Origin of the sequence: Sphingobacterium siyangense (assembly GCF_023277505.1) — a bacterium.
Taxonomy (GTDB): domain Bacteria; phylum Bacteroidota; class Bacteroidia; order Sphingobacteriales; family Sphingobacteriaceae; genus Sphingobacterium; species Sphingobacterium siyangense.
Window position 1 is genome coordinate 6502346 of the sequence record NZ_CP080574.1, and the last position, 16703, is coordinate 6519048.

Consider the following 16703-nt stretch of genomic DNA (forward strand, 5'->3'; position numbering starts at 1 on the left):
TGATTATCAACACAGTATGCGCAACCAAGGGTAGAAACCTCTTGGTCGTGTTTTGACGTGTAAATTGACTGAATATAATTTAGGGTGATATAACGTGAGTATTTTAGCTACAGAACAAGTAAGCCATTCCTTCCATGATCGATGGCTTTTTAAAGATTTACATTTTGGTCTCCAAAAGGGTGACCGTGTGGCCTTGGTCGGAATCAATGGCACAGGTAAATCAACCTTACTCGCCATTTTAGCAGAGCGAATCTTACCAACCTCAGGAAAAGTTGTAAAAGAAAAAGGTATAAAAATTGGTTTCTTAGAACAGGATCCTGATTTCACAGGATTAAAATCAATCAATGATTTTATTTATAGTACAGACAACGATCAACAACGTCTTATTCGAGAGTACGAGGAGCTGCTATTGGAGACTGATATCGATCAGAAAAAATTAGAAGATCTTACAGAAAAAATAAGTTCATTGAATGCCTGGGAGTATGAGCATAATATTAAGACGATTCTAAATCGTTTAAATATTATGGATTTCCATCAAGACATCAAAAGTCTATCAGGAGGCCAACGAAAACGCCTTGCGCTAGCCAAGCTTTTGATAGACGAGCCGGATATTTATATATTAGATGAACCCACCAACCATTTGGATATAGAGACTATTGAATGGCTTGAAAAACTACTAACAACAGGTAGCAAAACCGTTCTTTTAGTAACGCACGATCGCTACTTCTTGGATAATATCTGTACTGAGATTCGAGAGCTGGATAGGGGCAATCTCTTTACCTATAAAGGTAACTATTCTTATTTTCTAGAAAAGAAGTCCGAACGCGAAACTATTGATGCGGTTATGGTTGAGAAAAGCAGAAATCTACTTCGCCGTGAATTGGAGTGGATGCGTCGTCAACCACAGGCACGTGGTACCAAATCCAAATCACGTATTGAAGCATACTATGACTTGGAAGAAAAATCTAAAGCAATTAAAGGAAACGACTCGGTACAACTCAGTGTAAAAGTAAGCAGACAGGGTTCAAAAATACTCGAACTAGAACATGTTGCCAAATGTTATGGAGCAAAGGATATCATACATGATTTTTCATACACCTTTAAAAAAGGTGATCGTATTGGTCTAGCTGGAAAAAATGGTACTGGAAAATCAACCTTTCTTAATTTAATCACGGGAGAAGAAAAACCTGACACAGGGTCTATAGCGGTAGGGGAAACCACAGTATATGGCTACTATAAACAGGGAGGATTGGAAGTAAATGAAAACGATCGAGTACTAGATGTTGTAAAAAATATAGCAGACTATATTGAAATGGCAAATGGGGAAGTAATCACGGCTTCACAGCTGCTAACCCACTTTTTATTTCCTCCTGAAAAACAATTTGGTTTCGTTAACAAATTAAGTGGAGGGGAGAAAAAAAGACTTCAATTAATGCGTGTTTTAATGAAGAATCCAAATTTTCTAATCCTGGATGAACCATCCAATGATTTGGACATTGATACATTAAACGTACTGGAAGATTTTCTTGACAACTACAAAGGAGTACTCATATTAGTATCACACGACAGGTATCTATTAGATAAATTGACGGATCAACTTTTCATTTTTGAAGGAAAGGGGATCGTGCAGATATACAATGGAAATTATGCCGACTTTAAACTTGAACAGGAAGAAATTCAAAAATTAGAAAAGGAAAAACAAAAAAGGATAAGCCAAGAACAGGTAAAGCCAATTGTAAAAGAGGAAAAGAAAAAACTCTCGTACAAGGAACAATTGGAATATAACAAACTAGAAGAAGAAATCGAGAAACTGGAAACACAAGTAGCGTTAAAAACGGAGGAACTAAACCAGGTAACAGATCATCTAAAACTTTCTTCCTTAGCGGAAGAAATTCAATCTATCCAAAAACAGATAGACGACAAATCCGAAAGATGGTTATATCTTGCTGATTTTATGTAAAATTTCACCAGAGGTTTCACGTGGAACACAAAGAAAACGTAAATTTACAAAGAAATAAAAACACCACGTTTCACGTGGAACAAGAATAGAACAATGTTTAAAAAATATAATGTAATTGTCGTTGGTGCGGGGCATGCCGGATGTGAGGCAGCGGCGGCGGCAGCTAACTTAGGCTCGTCCACTTTACTCATCACAATGAATATGGGAGTAATAGCCCAAATGAGTTGCAACCCCGCTATCGGTGGTGTAGCAAAAGGACAAATTGTAAGAGAAATTGACGCTATGGGCGGGTATACGGGTATCATAGCAGATAAATCAACCATTCAATTCCGAATGCTCAATCTTTCGAAAGGTCCTGCTATGTGGAGCCCACGCACGCAAAATGACCGAATGCGTTTTGCTGAAGAATGGAGATTACAATTGGAGTCTCTTCCAAATTTAGATATGTGGCAAGATACCGTAAAAGAAGTTATCGTCAAAAATGGAAAAGCTTGCGGTGTCATCACTTCGATGGGAATAGAAATAGAATCGGACGCTGTGGTACTGACCAATGGAACTTTTCTAAATGGTGTAATTCACATTGGCGATAAAAAATTTGGAGGTGGTAGAACAGGAGAGAAGGCAGCCACAGGTTTAACCGAACAACTTGTTTCCCTCGGTTTCGAATCAGGAAGAATGAAGACAGGGACTCCACCACGCATAGATGGGAGAAGCCTCAACTATGCATTAATGGAAGAACAGTGGGGCGACGTAAAAAGAGGGCGGTTTTCTTATACAGATGTAGAAATACCTATAGAACAACGCTGTTGTTGGATTACCTACACAAACGATAAAGTTCACGAAATGCTTCGTACTGGGTTTGAAAAATCACCTATGTTTACGGGACGTATCAAAGGATTGGGTCCCCGTTATTGCCCTTCTATAGAAGATAAAATAAATCGTTTTGCCGAGCGTGAAAGACATCAGATATTCGTTGAGCCCGAAGGTTTTAAAACAGTAGAAATCTATGTCAATGGATTCTCGACTTCATTGCCGGAAGATGTACAATTAAAAGCTCTGCAATTAATCCCTGGTTTTGAAAATGCAAAGATGTACCGACCAGGTTATGCCATAGAATACGACTACTTTCCACCAATGCAATTGGATCTAACCCTAGAAACCCAATTGGTGAAACATCTATTTTTTGCAGGACAAATCAATGGGACTACTGGTTATGAAGAGGCCGCCGCTCAAGGTTTCCTAGCCGGGATAAATGCGCATCAACGCATCAACGATGATAAGGAACTTATTCTAAAACGATCCGAATCTTATATAGGTGTATTGGTCGATGATCTCGTAACAAAAGGAACTGAAGAGCCGTACCGTATGTTTACATCAAGAGCAGAACATCGTCTACTTTTGCGCCAGGACAATGCTGATATTCGCCTAACCCCATTAGCTTACAAATTGGGATTAGTAGGAGAAGAAAGGCTCAAAAAAGTGCAAGACAAAATTGATAACTCAACTAAAATAATTGAGTATCTAAAACAAAATTCAACCAATGTCGAAAAGATGAATGCAGTGTTAGCAGAAGTTGGCTCGAGCGCTCTTCCTCAGAAAACAAGGTTGAGTAATGTACTTGCGAGACCACAAGTTGGTATCCAAGATATTCTGAAAGGAGATGAAGGCTTTGCACACTATGTATCCCAATTTGATAACGACACCGTCGAACAAGCAGAGATCAATCTCAAATATGAAAGCTATTTCGATAAAGAAATGGAAATAGTTAATCGTATGAAGAAGATGGAAGATAGAGAAATAAACCCTGACTTCGACTACAGCTTGCTAACGTCATTATCCATTGAGGCAAGACAAAAGCTGTCAAAGGTTAAACCACGTACATTGGGGCAAGCTTCAAGAATCTCGGGTGTCTCACCCTCTGATATCACAGTATTGATGGTACATATGAGCTAAATAACTGATATACAAATATTTACATAATAAACATTACATAGCTTAAAATAAGCGATTTAAGACAATATTCTATTTTTTATGACAACTTCTTTAAGAGAAAATAAAAGTGGTTCAAAAAGGCTAAAAAGTAGCTTAAAAACAAGATTACTTATTTTAAGCATGTTTATTATGCTTATTGGCTTGTCTATACAATGTGCAAGCATACAGCAACCTACGGGAGGACCAAAAGATTCCATTCCGCCGAAAATACTACTGGAAAGCCCTACGAATTTTTCGAAGAATTTTACAGCAAAAAAAATAGTTATCACTTTCGACGAATATATCAAACTGGCAAATCAACAAAAAGAATTTAGTATCACACCAGACATGGGGAGTAACCCAGAATTCAAGGTCAAGAAAAAAAATCTAGAAATTACCTTACCTGATTCCCTAGAAAAAAATACAACTTACAGCATATATTTCGGTAAAGGACTAGTCGACTATAATGCAGGAAATGCACTGGTCAATTATGCTTATGTATTCGCAACAGGAGACAAAATAGATTCACTCAGTATATCCGGTAATGTAAAAAGCGCTGTGACCAAAGAGGTCCAAAAAGATGTTAAAGTCTTATTGATCCCAATTAGCCAAGACTCCATTTTCGGGAAGAAGAAAGCGAATATATTTACGACAACGGATACTGCAGGCAATTACAAACTAAACAATTTAAGAGAAGGAACCTATCGCATTTACGCACTTCAAGAAAAGAACAATGATAGGATCTATAATGGCGCTGATGAAGAAATAGGTTTCCTAAAAGACTCTATCGTGCTAACGCGGGACTTAAACAATATCAATTTGGAGATATTCAAAGGAACCCCAAAAAAGTTTAGAACGCAAGAGAAGAAATTTGAAAAAAATGGAAGTATACTACTTATTTTTAACAGGCGAGTGGACAAACCCAAACTCAATATCCTAAATGATGAAGTAAACAACAAGGATAAAATAGTACGCTTTTCAAATACATCAGACTCCGCTACTTTGTTTATTCCAAATTTAAAAATAGACTCCCTAAAGTTAGTTCTGACAGAAAATGAAAAACCATTGGACACCATTCTAATCAGAAAAGGGAATGTAAAAATAGAGCAGACAATTGAGCCAATTTTTACCCCAAATAATGGGCGAGTCGATCGGATTACACACCTTCAGGTATCTGCATTTACACCGATCAAGAATATCGATAAAACCAAGTTGAAATTCAAAGAGGACTCATTGGTCCGAACCAATTACCAACTTGCCGTTGATACAGCGAATACCAATATCTACCATATTCGATATAATTGGAGAAAAGATAAAAAGTACCAAATTGAGTTTACAGAAGGCGCCATAACAGGCTATTTTGGCGAGCAAAATAAAGAGAAAAAGCTGGATTTGACTTATGACGATAGTGAAAACTATGGGGATCTGACATTTGATTTTACAGATCTAGATAGCAATACCACATATCTGGTAGAGCTAATCAATGAGAAAAAAGATAAAGTCTATCGCGTCGACAAAATAAACATGAACAATCCGACCGTCGTATACAAACAGTATCCAGGAGGAAAGTATAGCATACGTGTAATTCGCGACGACAATGATAATGGAATCTGGGATACCGGAGATGTCGAAAAGAAAACCTTTCCGGAACCTGTAATATATCTAAATAAAGTATTTACGATACGTGCTAATTGGGAACAAAAAGATAGTTTTTCATTGAATGGCCTCAAAAAAGAATAACTGAGGCCATTCTAAAATAATAATTTAAAACACTGCTAATTCGATTAAGCTAAAACCAGGAGCTGTACAGAACATAATTATGTGGTAGCTGCTGCAATAGACCTTTCTGCTCTTCAGTAAGTGCCTTTATCTTTTTCGCAGGTACTCCAGCATATAAAAATCCCGATTCACAACGTGTATTTTCCAAAACTACTGCCCCAGCTGCTACAATAACATTAGATTCAACAATAGCATTATCCATAACGATAGCTCCCATACCAATGAGCACATGGTCTTCCAAAATACATCCATGTACCATAGCCTGGTGGCCTATACTCACATAATTGCCAATCGTTGTACCGCATTTCTTATAGGTACAATGTATAACAGCACCATCTTGAATATTCGTATAATTACCAATACGAATATAATTGACATCTCCACGTATTACAGCGTTAAACCATACAGAACAGTGATGTCCAATCTTTACATCGCCCACAATCGTTGAATTAGGTGCTAAGAAGCATTCTTCGGCTATCACCGGAGATATATCTAAAACAGGTAAAATAAGTGCCATATTCCTTAAAAAATTGTATCCTGTAGTACTTCCGAATGTTTCGGGTAGTCCGTTGTATAATGCAATCCCCTACTTTCTTTCCTCAACATAGCTGATTTTGTCACAATATAAGCTACTTGAATAACATTACGCAATTCACACAATTTAACAGAAAGCCTGGTATTTCGATAGAATTCTTCTGTCTCCTCATACAATAAATGTAAACGCTTTAGGGCTCTTTCCAGCCTAAAATCGGAACGCACAATACCAACATAGTCACTCATAATCTTTTGGCATTCGCGCAAATTATGACTTACTAAAATATCCTCATTTGAAAGTGAGGTTTTAGAGTCATCCCATTCCGGAACGTCAACAATATGGTTAATCAATCCTATCGACTTTGTGGCGTCTAAGAAAATACGATGTGCATAAACAAGTGCTTCAAGAAGTGAATTAGAAGCCAATCTATTTGCACCATGTAGTCCAGTAGAAGAACACTCACCGCAAGCATATAAATTAACAAGGCTACTGCGTCCAAAATCATCTACATAGATACCGCCACAGAGGTAATGCGCCGCCGGCGTAACTGGTATAAAATCCTTCGCCATATCCAGTCCGATCGAAAGGCACTTTTCATAAATATTTGGAAAATGCTTGATGATATCCTGTTTATCCCGATGCGTAATATCGAGGTAAACATAATCTATACCTGATTTCTTCATCTCGGCATCAATAGCTCTAGCAACGATGTCTCTTGGTGCCAAGGAAGCACGTTCATCGTACTCCTCCATAAAAGATTCACCATTGATCCTCCTTAAAATTCCCCCAAATCCACGTACAGCTTCGGATACCAAAAATGCAGGCGAATCCTTTGGATTATATAAAGAAGTAGGGTGAAATTGCATAAACTCCATATTACGTACCTTACCTTTTGCCCGATACACCATCGCTATACCATCTCCAGTCGCGATAGTTGGATTTGTTGTACTTGAATAAACATGACCGGCTCCGCCAGAGGCCATCACGGTGACCTTACTCAAAATCTGATCTACTAAATGTGATGAGGTATTAAAAGCGTAAATTCCATAACAGGTAATGTCTTCCCTATTTTTATCCACGTACTCACCCAGATGATGCTGTGTAATCAAATCAATGGCAAAGTAATGTGTTACAATTTCAATATTGGGATCACTATGTGCTTGAGCCAATAATGCACGCTCTATTTCGTAACCAGTTATATCTTTATAATGTAAAATACGATGAGCTGAATGTCCCCCCTCTTTTGCCAGGTCATACAAGCCCGATTCCTCCTTGTCAAATGATGTCCCATATGAAATAAGTTCTGCTATCCGTTCCGGTGCTTCTCTTACTACGTTTTCCACAATTTCAACATCGCATAAACCATCCCCAGCAATCTGAGTATCAATGATATGCTTTTCAAAGCTATCTGACTTATCCACAACGGCAGCCACTCCCCCTTGCGCATATTTTGTATTAGACTCATCCTCATTGGACTTAGTGACTATCAATACTTTACCGAATTTCGATGCCTTTAAAGCAAAGCTCAATCCAGCAATACCTGATCCAATGACCAAAAAATCTACCTTTCTATCTGCCATATAAATTAAAATTCACAAACTATCCCCAAAAGTGACGATTCAAATTAACGAAAAATGTGGAAAACGTGTAAATAAAAGGTTAAATAAAAATGAAAAGTATTTAACAATTCACAAATCCCCTATTTTGAAACCTTATTTCTAAAATTTTTCCGCACAAAAATCCATAGATTTCCACATTTTCTAAACAAAAACTATTCAACAAAAATATATGGAAAATAAAAAATACGATAAATTAGAATTTTAGAAATCAGCTCTTTAATAGATAAATCCTGTTGAAAAATTGTTGAAAACTCTTTAAAAACCTAAAATCAAAATTGAAATAACCTAATTTATACCACTTTTCCACACCATAATAAACAATAAGAGATTTTCTATTTTAAATAATTAGTATTTATTGAAAAAAAAGATTGTGGAATACGTTCGAAAATCTTTGTTTAGTTTTGTCAAGTTCGATTAGAGCCCGTTAGGTTTCGATATCCGGGAATTGTGGAGTCCCCTATTGAAATATTTAATTCTAATTGAGTTTATATTATTTTTTTAATTTCCTATTGACTTTTAAAGCGCTTTAGGATCGGATATTTATTTTATTTTTTTTTACATATGGATTTAAAGTAATTTCAGCGCGTTATTTATAATTTTTTTAAGAAAAAATTCATTTAAGCCGTTTTATACTTGGATATTTTCCCTTATGGGATCTTATTTCAATTTTATCGGATTGTAACTGATGGAAATCGATAAAGAAAAGGTTTGACTTTCATTTTCGTGCTATGAGATATCAATATTTCTGGCTTTCAACGAGATAAATTCTTTTATTGAATTCTAATAGCTACTAATCTATGCTTTAAAAATTTCTTTGAAAAAGGCAATTTAGTTGATTTTACTATTTGGATTTTAAGTCGCTTTAGGTTTGCTTATTTGCTTTTTTTTTAAAAAAATATTTGAATATGGTCTTGTCAACGAGTTAAAATTTGAGTACGGAATTTTTATAACTTTATCAGCAAATTTTTCAAAATGAACGGTAATGCTTATTGGAATTTTTTATTCCTGATCGGGTTATTGTATTCGGATTGGCTATAATATCCGTTTGGTTTTGGCGTAATTGAATTTTAAACAGAGTCTCAAGGTTATTGTTTGAAAATAAACCCGCTCAAAATTGGATATTTTTACAAAATTTGTTTTCAGTGCTTTTTATTGCATTCTATGCGTTTAAATGGTGGACTGCTTGCGATCTAAGTGAAATTTTAAGATTAGCTTGTTTATAATGTTGGATTGCAAATAATTTCTTCAAATAATTTATTGTAGAACAAACAATCTTACTATATTTGCAGCCCAACATCCATTAGATGGAGTAATTGTCCAAATTTGGATCTGTGAGATTCGAATATTCTGGATCATTGTTATAAAGAATCTTTTTATATCATTCTCAGGGCGTATTTTTCTAAAATAAAGCTCTTATAGATTGAATATATTGACTTCTTTCGCTGTTTGTTTTGAATATTTAATTCTAAGCGACTAACTTGCATTGAAATTGTTTTGTCAATCCCATATTCAGTGTTATCTTTTAATATTATTTATCTATTTAAGTATGAAGCGGTTTAGTTCACCAAATTTAATATAAATTTGAGAATTTATATTTTTTTAAGAATTTATATTTCTTTCTTATATTAATTAATTACTTTTAAGTTGTATTTACTGTTTTTTTGTAATTTATGCGATAATTATCGCTAAATGCTCTGTCTAGCCGGATATACGTTCCGATTTTGTTATATTGAGCTTTGAGGGGGCTATTTACTGGATTTTTATCCGGATACTAGGTATAATTGATTTTATTTTGGCAGAATTCATCATTGATTCTTAAATTTTGTAAAATTAAATTGTAAAAATTTTATCAAACCCTCTTAGAATTAGATAAATGCACAATCTTAGCTTATGGTGGCCAATATTTAATTCTCATCCACTTTATTTTGGATGTTGTACGTGTCATTTAGTTGTTTATTTCAATTTCCGCGAATTAGTCTCTTTTAGATTCGCTTCTACTCGACTCTTTTAGATTTTCTTATAAATATTCAATTCTTATAGGGTTTATTTGAACTATTTGATTCAACGCTATTGACCCTGAATTAGCGTAAATTTACCTCGCTACATTCCTATATTCATTTCTACAAGCTGCTAGTATTTTTATACGAAAATGTAACAGCGCTTATTCCAGATTATTGTTTTGTATTGATTGTCTCTGACGTATTTTTATTGCTGAAATTAGATTTTCGCCCAATTCTGGCCTTCGTTGCTGTTTGTGGTTGGTAAACAGAAAATATATAAACTTCAAATATTTGCGATTAGAATGGCATATTTAGGGAAGGTAATGATACAATATGCTATAGACGATTCTCAGAGCGTTTATTTTGTTTTCGAAGATATTTTGTAGGCGTTCAATGCTGCAGGCACCTACAGTTTGCTCCAATTTTACAAAATAAACCCGCTGAGAATTTAATATAAAATTTTAGATCAATCCAGAATCCATTAATCTCTCCTATATGAGCTTAAAAACGTTTTTTAAGCAGAAATGTTAATAAATAAAGCTTCCTTTTGTGCTATATTTTTCATTGTTTTGTAATATGCCTAAAAACGTTCCTTAGGCTATGAAGGTTGGATCTGGATGAAACTGATTTTCGAAGATCGAAATAATGTGAAATAAACCCCTTCAGCTTTTGCTATAAATGAAGAGTTTGAATAGTTTCCTAAATATTCAAGTCTAAAAGAGTTTATATGGGCGTAATATTGTGTAATTAAACTTTATATAAATTAATTTAACTATTAATACTTATAAACGTTTGTTTTGTATTTTTTAATAGGTATTTCGCTGTCAGTGCTGCAAGATCATTTAATTGGGCAACAGTTGCAGTTGTTCGATCAAATTTCAAAACTGACATTATCCAGTAAGCTGAGCTTGGAAGATCCGCTGTAATCTATTATTGATTAATAAGAGGCTTTATATCAGTATTTTATCTGTTATTATCTAATAATGAATCACATCCAGGCAAGCGGTATATTACCACGACCTGATTAATTTGCTTTTAATTGACTTTTATATATCTAACAATGCTTATTTTTGCTGTTCATAAAAGTTGAAACTACTCGCATGGAAATTGTAAATTATGAGCTTCAAGCAAAAGGTTATATCGATGCTCCGATTGATCCCTCACTGGATTTGATTAAAGAGATCCAACGGTTAAAGAAAGAAAAGAACGCTGTCATCTTGGCTCACTATTATCAAGAGTCTGAAATTCAAGATATAGCGGATTATATAGGAGATAGCCTTGGTTTATCCCAGGAAGCTGCGAAAACTGATGCAGATGTAATTGTTTTTGCTGGAGTACATTTCATGGCTGAGACGGCTAAAATACTTTCACCAACGAAAAAGGTTCTTCTGCCAGATGCCAAAGCGGGTTGTTCGCTATCAGATTCTTGCCCACCGCATCTTTTCGCTAAATTTAAGGAACAATATCCTGATCATTTGGTCATCACTTATGTAAACTGTACGGCGGAATTGAAAGCGCTTTCCGATATCGTATGTACCTCTAGTAACGCTGTTCAGATCGTAGAGAGCCTGCCAGCGGATCAGAAGATCATTTTTGGCCCCGATCGTAATCTCGGAGCATACGTTAAAAAGAAAACAGGACGAGATCTTGTGCTTTGGAATGGTGCATGTATGGTCCATGAAATTTTTTCTCAAGATAAAATTGATCGTTTGAAAAGCGAGCACCCGGAGGCTAAGTTTATTGCCCATCCGGAGTGTGAAGATCATATACTGGCGATAGCCGATTATGTAGGATCGACTGCGGGCATGCTTAAATTTACCCAGACCGATTCGGCCCAAGCTTATATTGTTGCTACAGAATCAGGTATTCTCTACCAAATGCAAAAAGCAAGTCCACATAAGACTTTTATTCCTGCGCCTCCTAATAATGCCTGTGCATGTAATGACTGCCCGCATATGAAGCTTAATACGCTTGAGAAGCTATTCAACTGTCTGAAGTATGAATCGCCCGAAATCCTCCTTCCAGAGGATGTTATTCTCAGAGCCCAGCGTCCTATTGAACGTATGTTGGAAATATCGGCAAGTTTAGGCTTATAGAAATTTGCATAATTTTTGATCATAACCAAGATAATAACTGATTGGTTTTCAATGATCATCAACAGCTTCATTAAGCCGCTTATATGTGCTGCAATGAAAAGAGTCTAATGTATAAGCAGGGGAGCCATTGGTCTTATAGTAAAACTTATTTTGTAATGCCATCCGGATATATCTCTGGGAGATGATTATCAGCTGGCATTATCCATATTAAACTTTTAAACTTTTTAACATGTTTGATTTTGATAACACCGAGCGAACCAATTTGGAAGAAATGGGTGAGTTCGGTTTGATTGATTATATAAAAAAAGCTGTAGAATTAACAGAAAAATCCACAATTAAAGGGATTGGCGATGATGCTGCTGTTCTAGATTTTGGAGGTAAAAAAACCTTGATATCTACTGATCTACTTTTGGAAGGGATTCATTTTGATCTTAGATATGTTCCGTTAAAACATCTAGGTTACAAAGCTGTTCAGGTCAATTTGAGCGATATTTACGCGATGAATGGAATAGCTTCGCAAATTACCTTTTCAATAGGTCTGTCCTCAAAATTTCCATTGGAAGCTGTAGAAGAGATTTATCAGGGAGCATTGATTGCCTGTAAGAAATATAATGTCGACTTAATTGGCGGCGACACCTCGGCTTCAGCCCAAGGCTTGGTTATTTCTGTGACAAGCATAGGTTATGCTGATGCAGATCAGATCGTTTATCGTAGTGGTGCGCAGGAAGGTGATCTCTTGTGTGTGTCTGGTGATCTAGGGGCAGCTTATATGGGCTTACAGCTCTTGGAGCGTGAAAAGGATATCTATTTAGAAAATCCCAATGTACAGCCAGATTTAGAGGGAAAGGATTATATCGTTGAACGTCAATTGAAACCTGAAGCCCGGAAAGACATTGTTGAATTATTTGCCAAGCTAGGGATCAAGCCAACAGCGATGATGGATATTTCAGACGGGCTTGCATCGGAAATTCTACATATTTGCAGGCAATCTGACAAAGGTTGCAGATTATATGAGGAAAAGATTCCATTGGATCAGATGACTTATGATACGGGGCGGGAATTTGGTATTGATCCAACCGTAGCTGCACTTAATGGTGGCGAAGATTATGAACTACTGTTCACAATAGCTCAGGCTGATCATGATAAAATCAAAAACTTACCGGATATTAGCATTATTGGTTATATGACCCCAAGTACTGAAGGCTGTGAAATGATTTCCAAATCAGGGAATCTTTATCCGATAACAGCCCAGGGTTGGAATGCTTTTAAGAAAAAAGATTAATACGAAAAAGACCTGTTCAAAACAGGTCTTTTTTTATGCTTCTTGCTCCTCAAGCCGGAGTTCCTCTACCTCATTTGGATCTCTTTGCCCTACATTGAAATTGTTATAGCCTAAGCCCACTTCGATCTGTAATAATCTCTGTTGCAGCATTTCAAGAATTGCTAAAAAGTTATAGACAAACTGTATTTTATTTTCTGAGTTTTTAAGAATTTCTTGAAAATCTAATTTTTTATTGATTTCAATTAGTTCGGCTATTGCTTTCTTCTGTTGTTCAATGGTGTATGGATATTTGACAACTGTATGTGTTACTTCTGGGGGACGATTACGGAATTGATACATCATTTGCTCGTAAATCATCATTAGACTATAAAGGTCGAAGCTATCCAAATTTTCTCCGGTAGAATCTAATTTTAGTCTTTGTTGGATATCATAGCGTATGTTGCCTCGATTGTATAGTTTGAGACGATCCTCCTCCAAGACTCTCAAATCTTCACAGGTCTCTTTAAATTGCTTATAGAGAATAAGTTTTTGAACAAGATCTTCTCTAAGATCGATTTCATTCTCATTTTCATCTAGATCTAGACGAGGCAAGAGCATTTTAGCTTTAATACGCATCAATGTCGAAGCAACAAAGATAAACTCGCTTGCCATTTCCATATTGAGCGCTTGCATTTGGCTCACATACGATAAAAAGTCATCTGTAATCTTTGAAATCGGTATATCGTGGATATTTAATTCATCCCGTTCGATAAAAAATAATAATAAATCAAAAGGTCCCTCAAATTGAGGAAGCTTGATTTCGTAGCCTTCTTCTACTTGCATATCTTATACAAATTTACATATAAAATCTTTTGGAATAACTTCGATACAAACTATTCATTATTTTATTTGTTGTACCTCAATATGTAAATGCGATTTAATTTTAAAGATTAAATAAAATTGTCGTTACTTTGTACGAACATATCATGTAAATAGCAGTACTATGCAGTTTGAGGCTGGAGAACTATTAAGTAAAATAAACGATCCCTCTGATCTTAAAAAGCTAAAGGAAGACCAATTAGAACAGTTAAGTCAGGAATTACGTCAATTTATTATTGATCAGGTTTCGGTTAATGGTGGTCACTTTGCAGCAAGTTTGGGAGTCGTCGAGTTAACGGTGGCGTTACATTACGTAATGAATACCCCATACGATCAATTGATCTGGGATGTAGGTCATCAGGCTTATGGACATAAAATCCTAACAGGTCGCCGGGATATATTTCATACAAATAGAATTGAGAACGGGATTTCGGGCTTTCCGAACCGTTTTGAATCTAAATACGATGCATTTGGTGTTGGTCACTCATCAACATCTATTTCTGCTGCGCTGGGTATGGCTGTTGCCTCTCAGATAAAAGGCGAGAAAGACCGTCAGCATATTGCTGTAATCGGTGATGGTGCCTTGACGGGAGGAATGGCATTTGAAGCATTGAATCATGCTGGAATTTCTAAATCAAATCTTTTGGTGATCTTAAATGATAACTGCATGTCGATAGATCCGAATGTTGGTGCATTAAAGGAGTATTTGACAAGCATTACCACCTCTAAGCGATACAACAGATTTAGAGACGATATAGCAGCAGTATTGACAAAGATTTCAGAAGTTGGTCCCAATGCACTTGGCATTGCCAAAAAGCTTGAAAAAAGCATAAAGGGAACTTTGCTGAAAAATGCTAATCTATTTGAATCTTTAAATTTTAGATACTTTGGGCCAGTTGACGGGCACGATGTTAAAAAATTGGCTAAAACGCTAGAAGATCTTAAACACATACCAGGTCCCAAATTATTACATGCTGTCACTATCAAAGGAAAGGGCTTTGCGTTGGCGGAGAAAGACCAGACGAAGTGGCACGCTCCAGGTTTATTTGATAAAATTACCGGTGAGATCAAGAAGTCTTCGAATGATAAACCGGTGGCTCCCAAATTTCAGGATGTCTTTGGACATACCTTGGTGGAGCTTGCAGAAGCGAATGATAAGATTGTGGGTATAACACCTGCAATGCCATCCGGTTCTTCCATGAATATTATGATGAAAGCTATGCCTGAGCGTGCATTTGATGTCGGTATTGCTGAACAACATGCTGTTACTTTCAGTGCTGGACTTGCAACTCAGGGACTATTGCCATTTTGTAATATTTATTCATCGTTTATGCAACGGGCCTATGATCAGGTAATCCATGATGTTGCATTGCAAAATCTGAACGTCGTTTTCTGTTTAGACCGTGCGGGCGTGGTAGGAGCGGATGGTGCGACACACCATGGAGCTTATGATATCGCATTTATGCGCTGTGTTCCAAATATGACGGTTTCTGCGCCGATGAATGAGGAAGAGTTACGAAATTTAATGTATACAGCTCAGTTACCCAATAAAGGTCCATTTGTTATTAGATATCCTAGAGGAAATGGTGTTATGCCAGACTGGCGTCGCCCGTTTACGGAAATTGAAATTGGAAAAGGACGTCTTATAACAGATGGGGAAGAGCTTGCTATATTGAGCTTTGGCGCTATAGGAAATGAAGCCGTTAAAGCGGTACAGCAGTTGAATGAATTAGGGATACACCCAGCACATTATGATCTTCGATTTGCTAAACCATTAGATGAAGTCTTACTCCATCAGGTCTTTAAAAAGTTTGATAAAATTATCACGGTTGAAGATGGAAGTTTACAAGGGGGAATAGGTTCCGCTGTATTGGAGTTTATGGCAGATCACGGATATCATAGCCAAGTGGTTCGTTTAGGTATTCCGGATAAGATCATTGAGCATGCTGAACAAAATGCACAGTGGAAGAATGCCCACTACGATGCGAATGCGATCATAGCAGAAGCTAAAAAACTTTGTAATGGAAAATTGACCAGTTCAATGGTCGGATAAAAGTTATATACTATAGAAACAAAAAAGGAGATCCATATGGACCTCCTTTTTTGTTTCTATAGTATAGCTTTTTTTGGAGCTCACAATTAATCTCATATGTTACAATATGTTTTTTTCTTTCGGATAAATTATAAAGATTTTTGTTTTACAGTTGGACATAAATAAGTTGAATCGTCCATTAGCAATGATGTTAAGTTGGCTTTAAATTCTTATAAATTTAATATTAAAAATATATGAACTAAAGATTGTAATTAGCTATTATTTTGGTTAATTTAGATTTAGACCTTAAGGACTGAGACGTAGTTAGTTTGCTACTTTTTTTGTTCTTTTTTTTCAAATAAATTTGGAATGTTAATAATTATTTTTAGAGATCAATTTTAGCGCTAGTTTTCCACAATTTTACATAGTAAATATCTGATATATAATGGTTTATTAATTATTTTATATTTTAGTTTTTTAGCTGATATTTTTTTGTCATCTTCGTTCTCAGAGAAAGTTATCAACATATTTTTTGTCGCGTATTGTAAATCAACTTATTAACAATTTTAGA

9 protein-coding genes are annotated in these 16703 nt (G+C 35.9%); 6 read left to right on the forward strand and 3 right to left on the reverse strand.

Annotation, left to right across the window (positions count from 1 at the left end; genetic code table 11):
• Positions 1-94 precede the first annotated feature (94 nt).
• From K2F45_RS27280 to K2F45_RS27290, 3 genes are all read left to right on the forward strand, one after another.
• Positions 95-1960: an ABC-F family ATP-binding cassette domain-containing protein gene (locus tag K2F45_RS27280; protein ID WP_248932743.1), complete on the forward strand. Its 1866-nt coding sequence runs from the start codon at positions 95-97 to the stop codon at positions 1958-1960.
• Positions 1961-2053: 93 nt separating this feature from the next.
• Positions 2054-3913 (forward strand): tRNA uridine-5-carboxymethylaminomethyl(34) synthesis enzyme MnmG, encoded by a 1860-nt coding sequence (gene mnmG, locus K2F45_RS27285; protein WP_248932744.1) that lies wholly within the window; start codon positions 2054-2056, stop codon positions 3911-3913.
• Between the two features lie 78 nt (positions 3914-3991).
• The gene (locus tag K2F45_RS27290) at positions 3992-5671 is read left to right on the forward strand and encodes an Ig-like domain-containing protein (RefSeq protein WP_248932745.1); all 1680 of its coding nucleotides are present in this window, start codon (positions 3992-3994) and stop codon (positions 5669-5671) included.
• A 49-nt stretch (positions 5672-5720) separates the two neighbouring features.
• On the opposite strand, the gene K2F45_RS27295 is transcribed toward K2F45_RS27290, so the two are convergent.
• Positions 5721-6227 (reverse strand): gamma carbonic anhydrase family protein, encoded by a 507-nt coding sequence (locus tag K2F45_RS27295; RefSeq protein WP_248932746.1) that lies wholly within the window; start codon positions 6225-6227, stop codon positions 5721-5723.
• Positions 6228-6232: 5 nt separating this feature from the next.
• The gene (gene nadB, locus K2F45_RS27300; protein WP_088163399.1) at positions 6233-7825 is read right to left on the reverse strand and encodes an L-aspartate oxidase; all 1593 of its coding nucleotides are present in this window, start codon (positions 7823-7825) and stop codon (positions 6233-6235) included.
• A 3139-nt stretch (positions 7826-10964) separates the two neighbouring features.
• Between nadB and nadA the strand changes: the two genes are divergently transcribed.
• Positions 10965-11960 (forward strand): quinolinate synthase NadA, encoded by a 996-nt coding sequence (gene nadA, locus K2F45_RS27305; protein WP_248932747.1) that lies wholly within the window; start codon positions 10965-10967, stop codon positions 11958-11960.
• A gap of 229 nt (positions 11961-12189) precedes the next feature.
• Positions 12190-13242 carry a thiamine-phosphate kinase gene (thiL, locus tag K2F45_RS27310; protein WP_120335634.1) on the forward strand — a complete coding sequence of 351 codons (1053 nt, stop codon included), beginning with the start codon at positions 12190-12192 and terminating at the stop codon, positions 13240-13242.
• Between the two features lie 33 nt (positions 13243-13275).
• Here thiL and K2F45_RS27315 read toward each other — a convergent pair whose 3' ends face one another.
• Entirely contained in the window at positions 13276-14064 is a 789-nt protein-coding gene (locus K2F45_RS27315; RefSeq protein ID WP_075990427.1) for a segregation and condensation protein A, read from the reverse strand.
• Between the two features lie 160 nt (positions 14065-14224).
• On the opposite strand from K2F45_RS27315, the gene dxs reads away from it, so the two are divergent.
• On the forward strand, positions 14225-16153 hold the full coding sequence (dxs, locus tag K2F45_RS27320; protein WP_075990428.1) for a 1-deoxy-D-xylulose-5-phosphate synthase: 1929 nt from the start codon (positions 14225-14227) through the stop codon (positions 16151-16153).
• The last annotated feature ends 550 nt before the right edge of the window (positions 16154-16703 follow it).

Bases quoted from the DNA above. Each gene is read 5' to 3' on its own strand.
- K2F45_RS27315 (WP_075990427.1), bottom strand. From the start codon at position 14,064: ATGCAAGTAGAAGAAGGCTACGAAATCAAGCTTCCTCAATTTGAGGGA.
- K2F45_RS27290 (WP_248932745.1), top strand. From the start codon at position 3,992: ATGACAACTTCTTTAAGAGAAAATAAAAGTGGTTCAAAAAGGCTAAAA.
- mnmG (WP_248932744.1), top strand. From the start codon at position 2,054: ATGTTTAAAAAATATAATGTAATTGTCGTTGGTGCGGGGCATGCCGGA.
- thiL (WP_120335634.1), top strand. From the start codon at position 12,190: ATGTTTGATTTTGATAACACCGAGCGAACCAATTTGGAAGAAATGGGT.
- nadB (WP_088163399.1), bottom strand. From the start codon at position 7,825: ATGGCAGATAGAAAGGTAGATTTTTTGGTCATTGGATCAGGTATTGCT.
- K2F45_RS27295 (WP_248932746.1), bottom strand. From the start codon at position 6,227: ATGGCACTTATTTTACCTGTTTTAGATATATCTCCGGTGATAGCCGAA.
- nadA (WP_248932747.1), top strand. From the start codon at position 10,965: ATGGAAATTGTAAATTATGAGCTTCAAGCAAAAGGTTATATCGATGCT.
- dxs (WP_075990428.1), top strand. From the start codon at position 14,225: ATGCAGTTTGAGGCTGGAGAACTATTAAGTAAAATAAACGATCCCTCT.